This window comes from Terrimicrobium sacchariphilum (assembly GCF_001613545.1).
Taxonomy (GTDB): Bacteria; Verrucomicrobiota; Verrucomicrobiia; order Chthoniobacterales; family Terrimicrobiaceae; genus Terrimicrobium; species Terrimicrobium sacchariphilum.
In genome coordinates this window covers 2845230-2860374 of the sequence record NZ_BDCO01000002.1, presented here as the reverse complement: position 1 = coordinate 2860374, position 15145 = coordinate 2845230, and the positions used below count along the sequence as shown (strand labels likewise).

Genomic DNA, 15145 nt, shown 5'->3' with positions numbered 1-15145 from the left:
ATGCGGCAAGCGGGGCACAGTCCCGCTTTTTTCATCTCGGGGTCCTGACATATGAATTCCGAACTCATTGCCATGCTTGATTACCTCGAGCGGGAACGTAGCATCAAACGCGAAGTTCTCGTCGAGGCGATTTCCAACGCCCTCCTTGCGGCGTCAAAGAAGAGCTTCACCTCGGGAACCCGGGAACTGCGTATCGACATCAATCCCAAGAACGGGGAGATCCGTGCGCTGGCGAAGCTGATCGCTGTCGAAAAGGTGAGCAACCCGCATGACGAGATCCTGCACTCCAAGGCGAAGGCGCTGAAAGCCGACATCCAGCTCGGTGAGGAGATCGAGGTCGAGGTCACGCCCCGTGACTTTGGCCGTATCGCCGCCCAGGCTGCACGCCAGGCGATCAACCAGCGTATCCGCCAGATCGAGAAGGACATGATCTATGAGGAGTTCAAAGATCGTGCCGGTGAGATCGTGAGCGGCACCGTCCGCCGTTTCGAGAAGTCGAATGTCATCGTCGACCTCGGTAAATTTGAAGGCACCATGCCGTCCTCCGAGCGTGTCGTGACGGAGGAGTACAGCATCGGCGACCGCGTGCGCGCTTACGTCGTCGAGGTGCAGAATGGTGTCCGCGGCCCGGAGATCATTCTCTCCCGCAGCCATCCGAATTTCGTTCGCCGACTCTTTGAGATCGAGGTCAGCGAAATCGCAGACCGCACGGTCGAGCTCAAGGTTATCGCCCGCGAGGCGGGATATCGCACCAAAGTCGCCGTCCACAGCGCCGACGCCAAGGTCGATCCCGTGGGAGCCTGCGTCGGAATGCGCGGCGCCCGCGTGAAGAACATCGTGCGCGAGTTGAACAATGAAAAGGTCGACATCATCCGCTGGGACCCGGATCCGCTCAAGTTTGCCGCGGCCGCGTTGAAGCCGGCCAACATCCGCAACATTTCGCTCGATGAAAACACGCACACCATCCGCGTGCTGGTCGGGCGCGAAGATCTTTCGCTCGCCATCGGCAAGCGTGGGCAGAATGCCCGCCTGACCTCCAAGCTCACGGGCTGGAATGTCGACATCGAGGAAGACAAGACGGCTGAGCAAGTGCTCGCCAGCCAGAAGGCCCAGGCCGCGCATTCCGTGGCCGAGGCTTTGGGAATCAGCGAGGAAGAAGCTGGTATCCTGGCCGAAAATGGAATGAACTCCATCGAAGCTATCTTGACGGGCGATGCCTCGGACATCGCTGAACTCCTCAGCTGCGATGCAGATCGGGGACAGAAGATTTACGAGGCGGCAAAAGCGGCCGCCGAGCATGCACCGGCCGCTTCCTAGGCCATGAAAACGATAATTTTTCCCTTTAATGGCCACACCAAAATCGATCGCCAAGAAACCCGAAGACAAAGCCGGAAAGACCACTAAGCGCTCCGGAGGCGCTGGCGCGCCCGCATCCAATCAACCCGCCGTCGAGGCTCCCAAGGAGCCCGTGGTGAAGCAGGAGGCTGTGGACCTCCTGGAACCGAAGAAGAAGGTCAAAAAGCGCGACGATTCCGTCGGAATCCGCCGCATTCTTCCTCCCATTTCCAAAATCCAGGCCCGTAACGAGCCTGCACCCGCTCCGGCTCCCGTCGAGCCCGAGCCCGCTGCCGAGGAAGCTCCCGCCTCGGTGGCTGAAGAAGCTCCGGTGGTCGAGGAAGTCGTCGAGGAGACGCCGAAAAACGTGATCCATCTCAAGGCGTCCATCGCCGTGAAGGACCTCGCTCCTCTGATCAACATCAAGCCCTTCCAGGTCATCAAGGACCTGATGGAGCTGCAGATTTTTGCCAACATCAACCAGACTCTCGAGCTGGATACGGTGGCCAAGCTGTGTGAGAAGCATGGCTTCATCCTCGAGCGCGAGAAGAAGGACACCTCCAAGGGCCATCACAAGGTCGAGGTGAAAGTCGAGGCTCCCAAGGAGCCGGAGAAGCCGAAGGAGGAGGCGCTCAAGCCACGCGCTCCGATCGTGACCTTCATGGGCCACGTCGACCACGGCAAGACATCGCTTTTGGACGCCATTCGCAAGGCTCGCGTCGCAGCAGGTGAGGCGGGTGGCATCACCCAGCACATCGGCGCGTACAGCGTCGAGCGCAACGGGCAGGAGATCACCTTCCTCGACACTCCGGGTCACGCGGCCTTCACCGCGATGCGGGCCCGTGGAGCCAACGTGACGGATATCGTCGTCATCGTCGTGGCGGCGGATGACGGTCTCATGCCGCAGACGATCGAGGCCATCAGTCACGCCAAGGCGGCCAAGGTCCAGATCATGGTAGCCATCAACAAGATGGATCTCGCGGCTGCGAATCCCGACCGAGTGAAGACCCAGCTCCAGGAGCAGGGACTCACGCCGGAAGACTGGGGCGGCGAAATCATTTGCGTGCCGGTCAGCGCGACCAAGGGCACGGGCATCGACGACCTGCTGGAAATGATCAACCTCCAGGCGGAAGTGCTGGAGCTCAAGGCCGATCCCAAGGCGCTCGCCCGATGCAACGTCATCGAGGCACAGCTCGAGCAGGGACGCGGCCCGACGGCCACGGTCATCGTCCGCATGGGTACGCTCCACGTGGGCGACACCTTCATCTGCGGCAACTACTGGGGCAAGATCAAGCAGCTCATCAACGATCTCGGCAAGCCCATCAAATCGGCTGGCCCCGCCATGCCGGTGAAGGTGCTCGGCCTGAGCGGTCTGCCCAATGCTGGTGACGAACTCGTAGTCATGGACGATGAGCGAGCAGCTCGCGCCCTGAGCGAAGAGCGTCTCCTCGGCATCCGTCAAAACAAGCTCGCAGCACCTCAGCGCACGACGCTGGAAAACCTTTTTGCAAACATCGCCGAGGGCCAGAAACCCACGCTCCGCATCGTCCTCAAGGGCGACGTGCAGGGTTCGCTGGAGGCTCTCGTCGGGGCTCTCAAGGACATCCCGCAAGCGAAGATCACCCTCGACATCATTCACTCGGCAGTCGGTCCGGTCACGGAATCCGACGTGCTCCTGGCCAGTGCCTCGGATGCCGTCATCATCGGCTTTAGCGTGAAGGTGGAGAACAACGCCTCCACGGTGTCGAAGCGCGAAGGTGTCCAGATCAAGCTCTACAGTATCATCTACGAGTTGATCGACCAGGTGAAGGAAGCCATGGCTGGCATGCTGGCTCCGGAGCTTCGCGAGACCGTCATCGGTCACGCCGAGGTGCGCCAGGTGTTCGATCTCACCAAGGGCAAGGTCGCGGGTTGCTACGTCACGGATGGTCGTATCGCTCGCACGGCACGCGCCCGCGTGCTGCGCAAGCGCCAGCCGATCTACGACGGTGGCATGGCGACGCTGCGACGCTTCCAGGACGAGGTCAAGGAAGTGCGTGCGGGTCTCGAGTGCGGCATCCGTCTCGGTGATTTCACCGAGTACCTGCCCGAGGACATCATCGAGTGTTACACCCTTGAGAAAGTCGCTCAGCAGCTCTGATCGGCGCTCCAACGTGCTGAATCTTGCGGCGGTCGTTTTTACGGCCGCCGTTTTGGCATCATCCGCGATCGCCCAGGAGGTGGCCGCCCCGGTCATCGACAACACGGGGTCGGTTGAAAATCCCAAGCCGACCTGGGAAACCCAGAAGCAGGCGCGCACGTTTGTACTCGGTATCCCCGCACCCCGCGGGCAGATCGTGGATCGCAATGGCAAGCCGCTCGCCCAGACGCGGCTCAGCTACAACCTTGCCGTCAGCTTTCCTGCTCCGCTCGACTGGACGGACAACCGCATCCTCGCCTTTGCCCGCCAGCAGATCACGCTGGCCAAGGGGCTCCTCGGGCGTGACATCCAGGTGTCGGACGAGGCCATACTGAATCACTACAAGAACCGCGGCGTGCTCCCGATGGACATCGTCGAGGATCTTTCCCCGCAGGAGCTGGGAGTCGTCCAGCGAGGACTCACGCCCAACCTGATCCTGCGCCAGACCTATGTACGTACCTACCCGCAGGGATCACTTGCTGGCCACATTGTCGGGTATACAGGGCGGGAGGCTCCTCTCTCGACGCGCCCGATCGAAAACGGCGATCTGATTTTCTCCGAGAGTGAAGGCCGCGAGGGCCTGGAGCAGATGTTTGACAACGAACTGCGAGGGCAGGTCGGCCAGCTCTACGTCACCTACGACGCGAATGGCAACAAGACCTCCGAGCGCATCGCGAAGCCGCCGGTACCGGGTTACAACGTCGTTACCACGCTCGATATCGACATGCAGCGGATCTGCGAAGAGGTGCTCGCCGCGAGTTGCAAGCGTGGCGCCATGGTCATTATCGATCCGAACACCGGCGAAATCCTCGCCATGGCATCACAACCGGGATTCAACCCGAACGAATTCGTGCCGATCGTGCGCCGCGATGTCTTCGACCGTTACAATAATGACGAGGCCAACCCTCTGATTCCGCGCGCCTACCGGGCGGCGTATCCTCCGGGGTCGACCTTCAAGACCTTCGTCGGATTTGCCGCTCTGGAGACGAACACGATCACGCCGAAGAGTCAGTTTGACTGCCCGACCGCCTTCACGGTCGGCGACCATACCTTCAAGAACTGGAAAAAGACCGGCTCGGGCAACCTGAACTTCGTCGAGGCCCTTACACAATCCTGCAACACGTGGTTCTACCAGGTTGGCATCAAGCTCGGGGCGCCTTCGCTCATCGACTATGCTCACAAGCTCGGCCTCGGGCGACGCACAGGCATCCCGCTGCGCGCCGAGCAGGAGGGTAACATTCCCACGGATGACTACATGCTCCGCGTGCATCGTCGTGAGATCAAGAAAGGTGACCTCGCCAACATGGCGATCGGGCAGGGCGACATCCTGATCTCGCCGGTGCAAATGGCGCAGGCCATGGGTGTGATCGCCTCAAGCGGACAGTTTCACATCACCCGTCTGGTCTCCCAAATTCAGAGCATCGACAACAAGGTGGTCGCGGCCTACCCGGATCGTCTGCGTGAAACCATCCCGGTCTCTCCGATGGTCGACAAGACGCTTCGCGAGGCGCTCAAGGACGTCGTGTACGATGGACAGGGCACCGCGCATTCCGCCCAGGTGAAAGGTACGACAGTCGCGGGCAAGACCGGAACGGCCCAGTGGGGCCCGACCAACAAGCAGCGTACGGCGGCGTGGTTCACCGGCTTCCTGCCAGTCGACAAACCGCAGTATGCCTTTGCCGCAGTCTATGAGGGCGAACCCAATGATAACACGGTGCACGGCGGTTCGCATGCTGCGCCCATGATCGGCAAGGCGTTTCGCCGCATCCTCAAGCTCAAGACCGAGGGCAAGGACGCCGAGCAGGCGGAGTCGCAGAAGGATAAGTCCGGCTCGAGCGACGAACCTGCCACCCCGACCGTTGACGAGTCGAACTAGGCTCGGTTACTCGAAATAGGTGTCCTCGTGGGAATACGGCGGAGCGCAACAGCAAAGAAACCGCAGCGTCGTGGTCGCGCGAATGTCATGGAACTGACCGGGCGGAATCAGGATCGCATCACCCGGACCGACCTGCCGGGTCTCCTCGCCGAGTCCCATCTCGCCTTCGCCCTCGAGGATAAAATAGAACTCCTCACTCAGCTTGTGGTAGTGACGTTGTGTCACGCAACCCGCTGGCACCGAAGCCTCTGCGAGACTTTGGTTGGCCACGGGAGCGTTGGTGCGATCGAGAATACTACGAATCTGCGAGCCGTCCTTGGTCGTAAACGGTTTTTGGCTGGATAGGTTTTGGACAATCATCGAAGGTGGAAAGGATTATGAAGTTTTACGAGGGCTGTACCGCACTGATTACCGGAGCATCGTCCGGGTTGGGAGCCGAATTTGCCCGGCAGCTTGCGCCGGTGGCACGGGGACTCGTGCTGGTGGCCCGCCGGGAAGATCGCCTGGAAGCCCTCCGTGAGGAACTGCTCGAGCTTCAGCCCTCGCTGCAGGTGGAGATTTATGGCGCGGATCTTGCGGTCGAGGAGCAACGCACCCGCCTGGCCGGATGGCTGGGGGAGCGCGCGATCGGCATCGACTTTCTGATCAACAATGCGGGCTTGGGCGACCATGGACATTTTGATTCCTCCGACTGGGGGAGGGTGCGCGCCATGATCGACGTGAATATCGGCGCTCTCACGCACCTTACGCATCTGCTCCTGCCCTCGATGCTGCGCTCGGGCCGGGCGGCGATTCTCAACGTGAGCTCCGTGGCGAGCTTTTTCCCGCTGCCCAACATGGCGGTCTACTCAGCCACCAAGGCCTACGTGACCAGCCTCACCGAGGCGCTCGCCATAGAGCTGCGCCCGAAGGGCATCACCGTGACCGCGCTGTGCCCGGGTCCGGTGCCCACTGAATTCTTTGACGTCGCACGCCGGGGCGAGGATGCCACGGCTCATTACGAAACCATGGGTCCCGTGGTCGTGACTCCCGCCGTAGCCGTCCGTACCGGACTGGATGCGGTCGCCAGGGATCGCGCCCGCGTGGTGCCGGGGTTGCTGCTGGCCGTCTCGGTCGGCGTGGCCCTCGTGGTTCCGTTCTTCGTCACACGTGAAATTCTTCGTCTCTTTTCCAAAAAGCTGTGAAACCAACCGATAAGGATACCTCCGTCGACCAGTCCCCGTCCTCGTTTGTGCATGAGGTGGCCAAGGCTGTTCCCGGGCTGGCGCGTTTTGCCGACGCGCTCGAGCTGATCAATCCGCATCTGATCTCGGTCGAGGAGCGAATCCGCGCCCAGGCGCTGGAATTTGACCCGGCCATAGAAGGGTATGTCTCCTATGTGAGCAACAAGGGCGGCAAGCGCCTGCGTCCGGTCCTCGCGCTGCTGGCGGGCGGAGCCTCCGGGGAGATCACCTCCGGGCATGTCGACCTCGCGGTGGTGGTGGAGTTGATCCATGTCGCCACGCTGGTGCACGACGACATCATGGACGGCGCGGATATCCGCCGCGACCAGCCCACGGCCAACGCGAAGTGGGGCAACTCGCTCAGCGTGCTGCTCGGCGATTGTCTCTTTGCCCACGCGCTCCGGCTCGCAGCCGCCTATGGCGACCCGACCATCTGCCTGCGCATCGCCGATGCCTCCGCCGAGGTCTGCTCGGGCGAGATCATCCAGACCCAGCGTCGCTATGACCTGAATCTGAGCACGGCGGAATACTACCGCGTCATCGAGATGAAGACGGCGGCGCTCTTTGCCGTGGCCTGCGAACTCGGAGCCTATATCAGCAAGGCCGACCGGAAGGTCATCGATGCGCTCAAGGCCTTTGGCTCAAAGATCGGCGTCGCCTATCAAATCTACGACGACTGCCTCGACCTCGCCGGTACGGAGGAGGAGTTTGGCAAGACGCTCGGGACGGACATCCGCAAGGGCAAGTTCACCCTGCCGATCCTGCTCATGCTGCAGGGGCCGGAGGGTGCCGATCTCGAACGCCTCCGCGCCCTGCTCGTCAGCGGCGAAGAGGGCGGCGAGGCGGAACTCCGCGAGATGATCCGACAGAGCGGCTCTGTGACTGCCGCCGCGCAGGTGGCCGAGAAGCTCATCGCTGAAGCCTCGCAGGAACTCGCCTCCATCCCGTCGAATCGTTACGTCGAGGGGCTGCAGGCCATCGCCAACCACGTCGGCGTGTTGATCAAGGCCCTTCTCGCCTGACCCGGCAATGCGCATCCGGGAGATCCCGAAATCCGACCGCCCTCGTGAGAAACTCACCGAGCGCGGCGCGGGATCTCTCACCGATGCCGAACTGCTCGCAATCTTTCTACGCACGGGCATTCGCGGCAAGAGCGCCATCAGCGTCGCCGCCGACCTGCTCCAGCAAAAGGGCGGCTTGATCGGGCTTTCCCGCTCGACCGCATCGGAACTCTCGCGCGGCACCTGCGGCGTCGGCCCGGCCAAGGCTGCGGAGCTCGCCGCCGCCTTTGAACTCGGCAAGCGCCTCGCCCGCGGCGGCATCGAGCGCCCGGTCCTCGACAGCGCGGAAGCCATCTTTTCCTACGTCGGGGCCGATCTCCAGGCGATGAATCGCGAGACGGTGAAGGTCATCCTGCTCGACACGAAGCTGCGCCTCATCCGCGTGGAGGACATCTCGCTCGGGTCCATCAATGAAAGCGTGGCGCATCCGCGCGAAATCCTTCGCCCCGCGCTGCTGCACTCGGCCTACGCGGTGGTGCTGGTGCACAATCACCCCTCGGGCGATCCGTCGCCCAGTCAGGCGGACCGCCGCCTTACCGTCCAGCTCGCCGAGGCATCGCGGATCATGCAGATCACGCTCCTCGACCATGTCATTTGCGGCACGTCCGATGGCGGCCGCTCACCCTATTTCAGTTTTCGCGATTCCGGTCTCCTATGAAGATTCATCCCACTGCCATTGTCTCTCCCAAAGCTGTCCTCGCCGATGATGTGGAAATCGGCCCCGGTGTGATCATCGGCGACGAAGTCACTCTCGGCGCGGGCTGCGTCGTGCAGGCCCATGCCATCATCGAGGGCAAGACCACGCTCGGCACGGGGAACCTTGTCGGCTACGGCTCCATCATCGGCACCGAGCCGCAGGACTTTGCCTTCAAGAAGGAAACCGTCAGCGAGGTGCGGATCGGAAATGGCAATACACTGCGCGAGTACGTGACCATTCATCGCGGCACGAAGGAAGGCTCGGCCACCGAGGTCGGCGACGGGTGTTATCTCATGGTCGGCTCGCATCTGGGCCACAACGTGCGCATCGCCAACCGCGTCATCATCGCCAATGCCTGTCATCTCGCGGGCTACGTCGAGGTGCAGGAGGGCGCGGTACTCGGCGGCGGCACGGTGTTTCACCAGTTCATGCGCGTCGGACGTCAGGCCATGGTGCGCGGCGGTACGCGCTTCGGCAAGGACATCGTTCCCTATGCCATGGCCGATGCGGATAACTTTCTCTCGGGCATCAACGTGATCGGCCTGCGCCGCTCCGGGATGAAGTCCGAGACGCGGCAGGAGATCCGCCGCGCCTTCAAGCTCCTCTTTCGCTCCGGGCTGAATGTCTCGCAGGCGGTCGAGCAGGCGGCGACCATGCAGTGGGGACCCGAGGCCACGGCGTTTTTTGACTTCGTGCGCGAATCCAAACGCGGCATCTGCCCGGCGAACCAGCGCAAGGGCGACCGCGACGAGGGCGGCGAGAGTATTGACTAAAGGCCTCGGCGGGACTTTCTGTTAGCTGCCGGCAGTGGGGGACGGCACGCTGCCGATCCAGGCGGCGAGATGCACGTCGCGCACGCTGACTCCGGCGCGCTGGGCGACCTCGCGGCAGGATTCGTACTCCGGCGCGGCCTGGACGATCTCGTCACCAAGGAAGCCGACCTTGATGCGCACGGTGCCGTAGGGTGTCTCGACGTCGCGGAATTCGCGGCGCAGCTTCATGCGCTGCATGCGGTCGAGGCGAATGCCAAAGGCGCTCGTTTCGCGCAGGATGATCGTCGCGATCTCGTCGACCTTCTCGGGTTGCACCAGCACCGTCAGCAGAAAGCCGGGCCGGTTCTTCTTCATCTGCGCGGCGGTGTAAAAGACGTCGAGCGCCCCGGCGGCGAAGAGGCGTTCCATCGTGGCCCCGGCCAGCTCGGGCGTGAGGTCGTCGATGTTCGTCTCGATCTTTACGATCTCGTCGGTCTCCGCGCTGGAGTTGCTGGTGGTTTCGCCCAGGGTGGCGCGAAGGACGTTCGGTCGCGGATAGGTGTCGCGGGTGCCGAGGCCGTAGCCGACCTTTTCGATGCGCATCTCGGGCATCGGGCCGTAGGCAGAGCAATACTCGGCGAGCAGGGCAGCGCCGGTGGGAGTGATGTACTCGGTGGATTCCTCGACCTGCTTCAGCGGGATGCCGGCGAGGATCTCCAGTGTAGCGGGGGCGGGTAGGGGGAAGCGACCGTGGGCGCACGTGATCCAGCCGGAACCCTCGACCAGCCGCGAGGCGAGGACACACTCGATGCCGAGGGCGTCAATACCGGCGCAGGCCGCCACGATGTCGGCGATGGAATCAATCGCGCCGACCTCGTGAAATGAAATCTCCTCCGGGTCGATGCCGTGAATCTTCCCTTCCGCGATGGCGATGCGGTGAAAGACGGCGAGGGCGCGCGCCTTAGGCGTTTCGGCGAGTGTGCTGGCCTCGAGCAGGGCGCGGATTTCCCGGTAGCTGCGGCCATGGACATGATCGTCATGCTCGGGATGATGCTCGTGCTCATGGGGGTGAGAATGAGAGTGCTCGGCGTGGGGATGGGCGTGAGAGTGGCCGTGTTCGCCGTGCGAATGGCCGTGCTCGTGATGGTGTTCCCCATGCTCATGCGCGTGGCCATGCTCCTCGTGGGAGTGCCCGTGATCGTGGGCGGCGTGGACATCGAATTTCCACCCGGCGATGTTCTGCTTGTGGCCGCGCCGGAAGTGGATGTGAAACTCATCCGTGAGCCCGAGCGCAGAAATGGCCTGCTGGAAAATCTCCTCCGGCACGCCGAGGTCGCGCAGAGCGCCAACAGTCATGTCGCCGCTGATGCCGGAGAAACAATCGAGATAAAGAGTGCGCATGGCGGGAGAGAGAATGTGCGGAAGTTAAGGAGCCTTAGTTCGACGGCTTGAGGACGCCGCTGGCGATGGGCAGGACGGTATTGGCTCCACCTGTGACGACGGTGGTCGGAGCGACGCCGTTCCATTTGTCGACGGCGCGGAGCTCGAGGATTTTCGGATTTTGCGAGAGGGCGTCAGCGATGACCTTGATCGACTTGGCCTCGCCCTCGGCCTTGATGATGGCTGTCTCGGCCTCGATGCGGGTCTGGTCCTGGGTGAAGCGGGCCTGGGCGGCCTTTTGCTCGCTGACCATCTTTTGTTCGATGGCCTTCTCGAGTTCCGAGGAAAGAGCGATGTCCTCGAGCACGAGGTCGTCGATGGTGACGATGTCGCCGAGCTTTTCGCGGAGGAGGTCAAGGGCGGCGCGTTTCACCTGCTCGCGCTCCTTTACGATCTTCTCGGCGGTGCGCTGGGCGGTGACCTCTTTAATGGCTTCCTGCGTGCGCGGCTTGAGGATGGAGTTTTCCACGTTGCCGCCGTAGTCGACATACAGTTTCACGACCTGGTTGAGCGGGAACTGGTAATTCACCGTGATCGTGGCCGTGACGGTCTGCAGGTCGGAGCTGAAGCACTGGGTGGGAAACTTCAGAGTTTGCACCTTCACGGGCATGTCGACGATGCGGGTGACGAAGGGAGTGCGGAGCCCGGTGCCGCTCGCGAGCGGGGTGGGATCGACCTTGCCCATGGTGATTTTCACCCCGGCGAGGCCGGGATTGACCACGTAAAAGGAATTCATCAGCACAATGGCGGCGATGATCAGGACGATGATGACGAGGGTACCGGCGGCTTTCATGAAAATGGTGTCGGCACGGGGATAGGCTCCCCGCGTCCCGGAAGCTTAGAGAGCACGCCGGGGGAGGCAAGAAAACGATGTTCGCCGCCCGTCGCCGGTCAGGCGGGAAAGGAGGAAATCCGCTCCCCATTGCGCAGCCGGGCGCGGAGGTCGGCCAGCCGGGCGTCGATCTCCACGAGGTGGGCGATCATGGTCTGCTCCTCGGGGCCGGGGGTGATGACGTCCTGCACCGCGCCGTGACGAATGACGAGGCGGCGGGAACCCGAGAGGGCGAGCAGCGGGTCGTGGGTGGAGAGGAGGACGATCTTGCCTTTGCGCACGAAGAGATCGAGGGCGGCGCGGCGGTCGACTCCGGCATTCTCGATTTCGTCGATGAGCACGACGGGCTTCGGGCTGAGAAAGGCGGCGTCGGCGATCATGAGGGCGCGGGACTGACCGCCGCTGAGCTGCGTCACCTGGGTGTCGGCATCGAAGGGTTCGCCCGCCATGGCCACGGCGGCGCGGAGAACCTGATCGACGACCGGCGCGGGATCGGTCAATGCCCGGCTCTCGGCGTGCATGTGGAGAAATTCGCCGACGGGCAGGTCGATGACGAAGTTCATATTCTGCGAAATCTGCGCGACCAGCCCGCTCTCGCCCGAGAAGCGCTCGGCGTCGCCGGGCGGCACGCCATTGATGAGGACCTGACGGCCCGTCGGCGTGTCGCCTTGGGCGAGGCACTCGATGTCGGCCAGCAGGCGGCTTTTTCCGGCTCCGGTCGGGCCGACGAGGCAGACAACGTCGCCGGGGACGAATCGCAGGTCGTACCGTTCGGGCGCGCCGCTCTTGTCGCGTCCGCGCAGCACGTCGAGCGAAAGCAGCGCTCTTTCCCCGTCAGGCTGGCCGTCGAGGGCAAGAAACTCCGCATACCGCGCAGCCAGCGTCTCCGGCTCGAGTCCGGTGTCTTCACGTTCCTCCCACGTGAGCGCGGCCCAGTAATCGTCGAGCGAACGCACCTCGGCGCGGGCGGGGAGATGGTGCAGGCGCAGGAACTCGGCAAATCGCGCCGCGTCAAAGGGATGGGGCGAATGAGCGGCGGTCATGACGGGATGGGGATTTTGCGCACGGTGCCGTGCTGGTGGTCGGACCCGATGCGCGTCTCGCCGAGGCAGTACGAGCAGACGGCGGTGGGCACGGAAAAGCGCAGACGCCCGCCCTGTAGGACGCCATCCTCGGGTGCGCTCCGCCAGATGCGCGCGGCCTCCCAGGCGCCCTGGCCGGTGATCCCGTTGACAAAGAGGATGCGGGCGCGGGGATTCACCTGCCGCACGCGGAAGGCGAAGACCTCGCGCTCGGCCTGGCTGACGATGTCGCCCTTGGTGATGACGACGAGGTCGGCGGTCTTCAGCATCGGGCCGACCTTGCGCGGGGTATTGACTCCCGAGAGCGCGTCGAGCACGCAGACGGCGAGGAAGCCCCGGATGTGCGGGGCGCAGCGGTTGCACAGCCCCGCGCTCTCGGTCACGAGGAGATCAAGGCCCAGCCGCTCGCCCCAGGCGGCACAGTCCTCAATGTTGGAGATGAAGTAATGGTCGGGGCAGAAGCCCGAGGAGATGCCGACCAGCGCGGGAAGGTCGTGCCGCTCAAAGACGGCGGCATCCTGCGTGCTCAGGCAGTCAAACTTCACCACGCCCACGCGCAGCCCGTCGTCGCGCAGGGCGAGGAGCGTGCGCACGATGAGGCTGGTCTTTCCGCTGGAGGGCGGCCCGGCGACGGTGACGAGACGCATGGCGTGTCAGCGGGCGGAGTTGAAGATCGCAAGCAGCTCCTCGCGTAGCGCGTCGAGGTCGTGCGAACGGATGAAATCCCACCCCATCCACGAGAGCCTGCCCGGGAGCGGCTGCTGGCCGGGTTGCCGGTAGGCGAAGGGAATACCGACGGACTCGATGTAGGCCGCCCACTCGGAGCCGAGGAGATAGCGCAGCGCGAGGTCGCTGGCGGGACGGCGGCTGCGCTTGGCGAGGAGCATGAGCGGATTGAACCACGCGCCTTCCGCTGGCCAGATGACCTCGGCGGCGGGGCCGCGCACGGCCTTGGCAAAGAAGCCGTTGAGCACAAAGACGGCCGTGCCCTGCGGACTGCCCAGCCCGGCGATCTTCGCCATGCGGGCCGGGGGCGAGAACTCCGCCACGTTGCGGGCCAGCGCCTTCACGCCCTCGTCGCCGTGGTTTTTCCAATAGTTGAAAAGCAGCACGTCGGGAGCGCGGCCATGGTGGCCCGCGATGGTGACGTCGCCCTGGTAAATGGGATCGAGGAGATCCTGCCACGAGCGCGGGGCGGGGCGGCCCTTCAGCTTGTCGTGATCGACGAGGAGGACCGAGGGAAACGCGCCGTAGATCGTGATGCCGCCGCACGGGTCGACGATTCCCGCCTCGGCCAGCTCGGGGCGAATCTCCAGGCCATCGGTCGGGATGGGTGAGAGGATGCCGCTTTCGATCCAGCGGCGATGGGCCTCGGGTTTGAAGAAATCGCTGTTCCCGCCATCGCTGATCAGGCCCGGCAGGGACTCCTCCGTGCCGTCCTGCCAGACGAGGTCGTAGGGATCATCGCCGCCGCAGCCATTGGGCGAGAACCACTCGACGGGGCCAAACTCCGCCTCGTGGCGGCGGAAGTGCTGGTGGAGCTGGCGCTGCATCTCCTGCCGGATCGGGCAGGGGGCGTAGCCCAGATAGTCGAGGGCACGCGGCTTCGCGCCATAGGTTTCGGGAAAGGAGGGAATCTCCTCCTGCGGGTCGATGTCGGCGATGGGTGTGGGCATGGCGGTAGTGTGATGCACTTCCCACCAAGGCAGGGCCGCTACCCCTCCGCATAGGGAAGGATGCCCCTGCACCCAAGGCAGCTTGAGTTCGGGCTGAGAATACAGCCGGGCGCGGCGTGCGTCAATTCCGCGTGATACCGTGCCTGCTACACGATCTCGCAGCGCGGTCCGGCTTCCTTGATGGCGCGGATGGCGCAGGCGGACAGGGCGTCGTCGGAGATGACGTGGTGGACTTTGTTCAGGGGAGCGACCTTGATGAAGCCCGCCTTCTCCCACTTGCTGGAGTCGGCCAGGAGATAGACCTCGCGCGAGGCGTCGATCATGGCGCGCTTCATCTGGGCGATCTCGGTCGTGGTATCGGTGAGGCCGCTGGCGGCATCGAAGGCCTGCGTGCCGAGGAAAAGCCGCGAGATGTTAAACTCCGACAACGCATGCAGCGCCTGCGGGCCGAGCGTGCTCGAGGAAGTGCGGCTGTAGGTTCCGCCCAGGAGAATGAGGCGGCAGCGCAGGTGAGCGCCGACGGCGGCGGCGACGTTGAGGGCGTTGGTGACGATCGTGATGTCCTCGACCTCGGTGAGAAAGGGGACCATCTCCACGGCGGTCGTTCCGGCGTCGATGAGGATGATGTCGCGCGGGCGGACGTGGCGGGAGGCGGCGGCGGCGATGGCGCGCTTTTGCGTCGAGTTCAGCCCCTGCCTCTCCTCCATGCCGGAGAGCGAGGTGAGCAGGGTGCGTCCGGGCAGGGTGCGCACGGCTCCGCCATGCTCGCGGCGCAGGAGACCCTCCTCCTCCATGGCGGCGAGATCGGCCCGCACGGTGACGGTGGAGACGGCGAAGTGCTTCGCCAGATCGCGGACGCGTACCACGCCCTGCCGCTGGAGTTGCTCCAGGATGGCGTCGCGGCGCTGGGTGGTCGAGAGATCTTGGGGGAGTGGGGTAGGCATGCTCAAACGAAAGATAGAGAAATCAAAAGCGAGGGGAAATGAGAAAGA

14 protein-coding genes are annotated in these 15145 nt (G+C 63.7%); 7 read left to right on the top strand and 7 right to left on the bottom strand.

The window, feature by feature from the left end; all coding sequences use genetic code 11:
- Nucleotides 1–51: 51 nt before the first annotated feature.
- Genes nusA through TSACC_RS13355 form a run of 3 tightly spaced genes read left to right on the top strand, consistent with a single transcriptional unit; the run spans nucleotide 52 to nucleotide 5390 of the window.
- Nucleotides 52–1317, top strand: coding sequence for a transcription termination factor NusA (gene nusA / locus TSACC_RS13365; RefSeq protein ID WP_075079755.1), 1266 nt, complete (start codon nucleotides 52–54; stop codon nucleotides 1315–1317).
- Between the two features lie 28 nt (nucleotides 1318–1345).
- Nucleotides 1346–3475 (top strand): translation initiation factor IF-2, encoded by a 2130-nt coding sequence (gene infB, locus TSACC_RS13360; RefSeq protein ID WP_075079754.1) that lies wholly within the window; start codon nucleotides 1346–1348, stop codon nucleotides 3473–3475.
- Nucleotides 3450–5390, top strand: a complete 1941-nt coding sequence (locus tag TSACC_RS13355) for a peptidoglycan D,D-transpeptidase FtsI family protein (RefSeq protein ID WP_169809638.1) — start codon at nucleotides 3450–3452, stop codon at nucleotides 5388–5390. Before infB ends, TSACC_RS13355 begins: the two co-directional genes overlap by 26 nt.
- Nucleotides 5391–5396: 6 nt before the next feature.
- Here TSACC_RS13355 and TSACC_RS13350 read toward each other — a convergent pair whose 3' ends face one another.
- Nucleotides 5397–5750 carry a cupin domain-containing protein gene (locus tag TSACC_RS13350; protein ID WP_075079752.1) on the bottom strand — a complete coding sequence of 118 codons (354 nt, stop codon included), beginning with the start codon at nucleotides 5748–5750 and terminating at the stop codon, nucleotides 5397–5399.
- A 17-nt stretch (nucleotides 5751–5767) separates the two neighbouring features.
- On the opposite strand from TSACC_RS13350, the gene TSACC_RS13345 reads away from it, so the two are divergent.
- Genes TSACC_RS13345 through lpxA form a run of 4 tightly spaced genes read left to right on the top strand, consistent with a single transcriptional unit; the run spans nucleotide 5768 to nucleotide 9144 of the window.
- Nucleotides 5768–6574, top strand: coding sequence for an SDR family NAD(P)-dependent oxidoreductase (locus TSACC_RS13345; RefSeq protein WP_075079751.1), 807 nt, complete (start codon nucleotides 5768–5770; stop codon nucleotides 6572–6574).
- Nucleotides 6571–7635, top strand: coding sequence for a polyprenyl synthetase family protein (locus TSACC_RS13340; protein WP_202815967.1), 1065 nt, complete (start codon nucleotides 6571–6573; stop codon nucleotides 7633–7635). Before TSACC_RS13345 ends, TSACC_RS13340 begins: the two co-directional genes overlap by 4 nt.
- A gap of 7 nt (nucleotides 7636–7642) precedes the next feature.
- Nucleotides 7643–8332: a RadC family protein gene (gene radC, locus TSACC_RS13335; RefSeq protein WP_075079750.1), complete on the top strand. Its 690-nt coding sequence runs from the start codon at nucleotides 7643–7645 to the stop codon at nucleotides 8330–8332.
- Nucleotides 8329–9144 carry an acyl-ACP--UDP-N-acetylglucosamine O-acyltransferase gene (lpxA, locus tag TSACC_RS13330; protein ID WP_075079749.1) on the top strand — a complete coding sequence of 272 codons (816 nt, stop codon included), beginning with the start codon at nucleotides 8329–8331 and terminating at the stop codon, nucleotides 9142–9144. Before radC ends, lpxA begins: the two co-directional genes overlap by 4 nt.
- A 21-nt stretch (nucleotides 9145–9165) precedes the next feature.
- Here the strand turns inward: lpxA and larC are convergent, their stop codons facing one another.
- The 6 genes from larC to TSACC_RS13300 all read right to left on the bottom strand — a co-directional run bounded on the left by larC (nucleotide 9166) and on the right by TSACC_RS13300 (nucleotide 15097).
- A complete protein-coding gene (larC, locus tag TSACC_RS13325; protein ID WP_075079748.1) occupies nucleotides 9166–10524 on the bottom strand; it encodes a nickel pincer cofactor biosynthesis protein LarC in 1359 nt (452 codons plus the stop codon).
- Nucleotides 10525–10558: 34 nt separating this feature from the next.
- Nucleotides 10559–11356 (bottom strand): prohibitin family protein, encoded by a 798-nt coding sequence (locus TSACC_RS13320; RefSeq protein ID WP_075079747.1) that lies wholly within the window; start codon nucleotides 11354–11356, stop codon nucleotides 10559–10561.
- Between the two features lie 98 nt (nucleotides 11357–11454).
- Nucleotides 11455–12438, bottom strand: a complete 984-nt coding sequence (locus TSACC_RS13315; RefSeq protein WP_084400451.1) for an ATP-binding cassette domain-containing protein — start codon at nucleotides 12436–12438, stop codon at nucleotides 11455–11457.
- On the bottom strand, nucleotides 12435–13124 hold the full coding sequence (locus TSACC_RS13310; protein ID WP_075079746.1) for a GTP-binding protein: 690 nt from the start codon (nucleotides 13122–13124) through the stop codon (nucleotides 12435–12437). The genes TSACC_RS13315 and TSACC_RS13310 overlap by 4 nt, the downstream gene beginning before the upstream one ends.
- A 6-nt stretch (nucleotides 13125–13130) precedes the next feature.
- On the bottom strand, nucleotides 13131–14153 hold the full coding sequence (locus TSACC_RS13305) for an ABC transporter substrate-binding protein (RefSeq protein WP_075079745.1): 1023 nt from the start codon (nucleotides 14151–14153) through the stop codon (nucleotides 13131–13133).
- A gap of 146 nt (nucleotides 14154–14299) precedes the next feature.
- Nucleotides 14300–15097 (bottom strand): DeoR/GlpR family DNA-binding transcription regulator, encoded by a 798-nt coding sequence (locus TSACC_RS13300; RefSeq protein WP_075080736.1) that lies wholly within the window; start codon nucleotides 15095–15097, stop codon nucleotides 14300–14302.
- Between the last annotated feature and the right edge of the window lie 48 nt (nucleotides 15098–15145).

Bases quoted from the DNA above. Each gene is read 5' to 3' on its own strand.
- nusA (WP_075079755.1), top strand. From the start codon at position 52: ATGAATTCCGAACTCATTGCCATGCTTGATTACCTCGAGCGGGAACGT.
- infB (WP_075079754.1), top strand. From the start codon at position 1,346: ATGGCCACACCAAAATCGATCGCCAAGAAACCCGAAGACAAAGCCGGA.
- TSACC_RS13350 (WP_075079752.1), bottom strand. From the start codon at position 5,750: ATGATTGTCCAAAACCTATCCAGCCAAAAACCGTTTACGACCAAGGAC.
- TSACC_RS13345 (WP_075079751.1), top strand. From the start codon at position 5,768: ATGAAGTTTTACGAGGGCTGTACCGCACTGATTACCGGAGCATCGTCC.
- radC (WP_075079750.1), top strand. From the start codon at position 7,643: ATGCGCATCCGGGAGATCCCGAAATCCGACCGCCCTCGTGAGAAACTC.
- lpxA (WP_075079749.1), top strand. From the start codon at position 8,329: ATGAAGATTCATCCCACTGCCATTGTCTCTCCCAAAGCTGTCCTCGCC.
- larC (WP_075079748.1), bottom strand. From the start codon at position 10,524: ATGCGCACTCTTTATCTCGATTGTTTCTCCGGCATCAGCGGCGACATG.
- TSACC_RS13320 (WP_075079747.1), bottom strand. From the start codon at position 11,356: ATGAAAGCCGCCGGTACCCTCGTCATCATCGTCCTGATCATCGCCGCC.
- TSACC_RS13315 (WP_084400451.1), bottom strand. From the start codon at position 12,438: ATGACCGCCGCTCATTCGCCCCATCCCTTTGACGCGGCGCGATTTGCC.
- TSACC_RS13310 (WP_075079746.1), bottom strand. From the start codon at position 13,124: ATGCGTCTCGTCACCGTCGCCGGGCCGCCCTCCAGCGGAAAGACCAGC.
- TSACC_RS13305 (WP_075079745.1), bottom strand. From the start codon at position 14,153: ATGCCCACACCCATCGCCGACATCGACCCGCAGGAGGAGATTCCCTCC.
- TSACC_RS13300 (WP_075080736.1), bottom strand. From the start codon at position 15,097: ATGCCTACCCCACTCCCCCAAGATCTCTCGACCACCCAGCGCCGCGAC.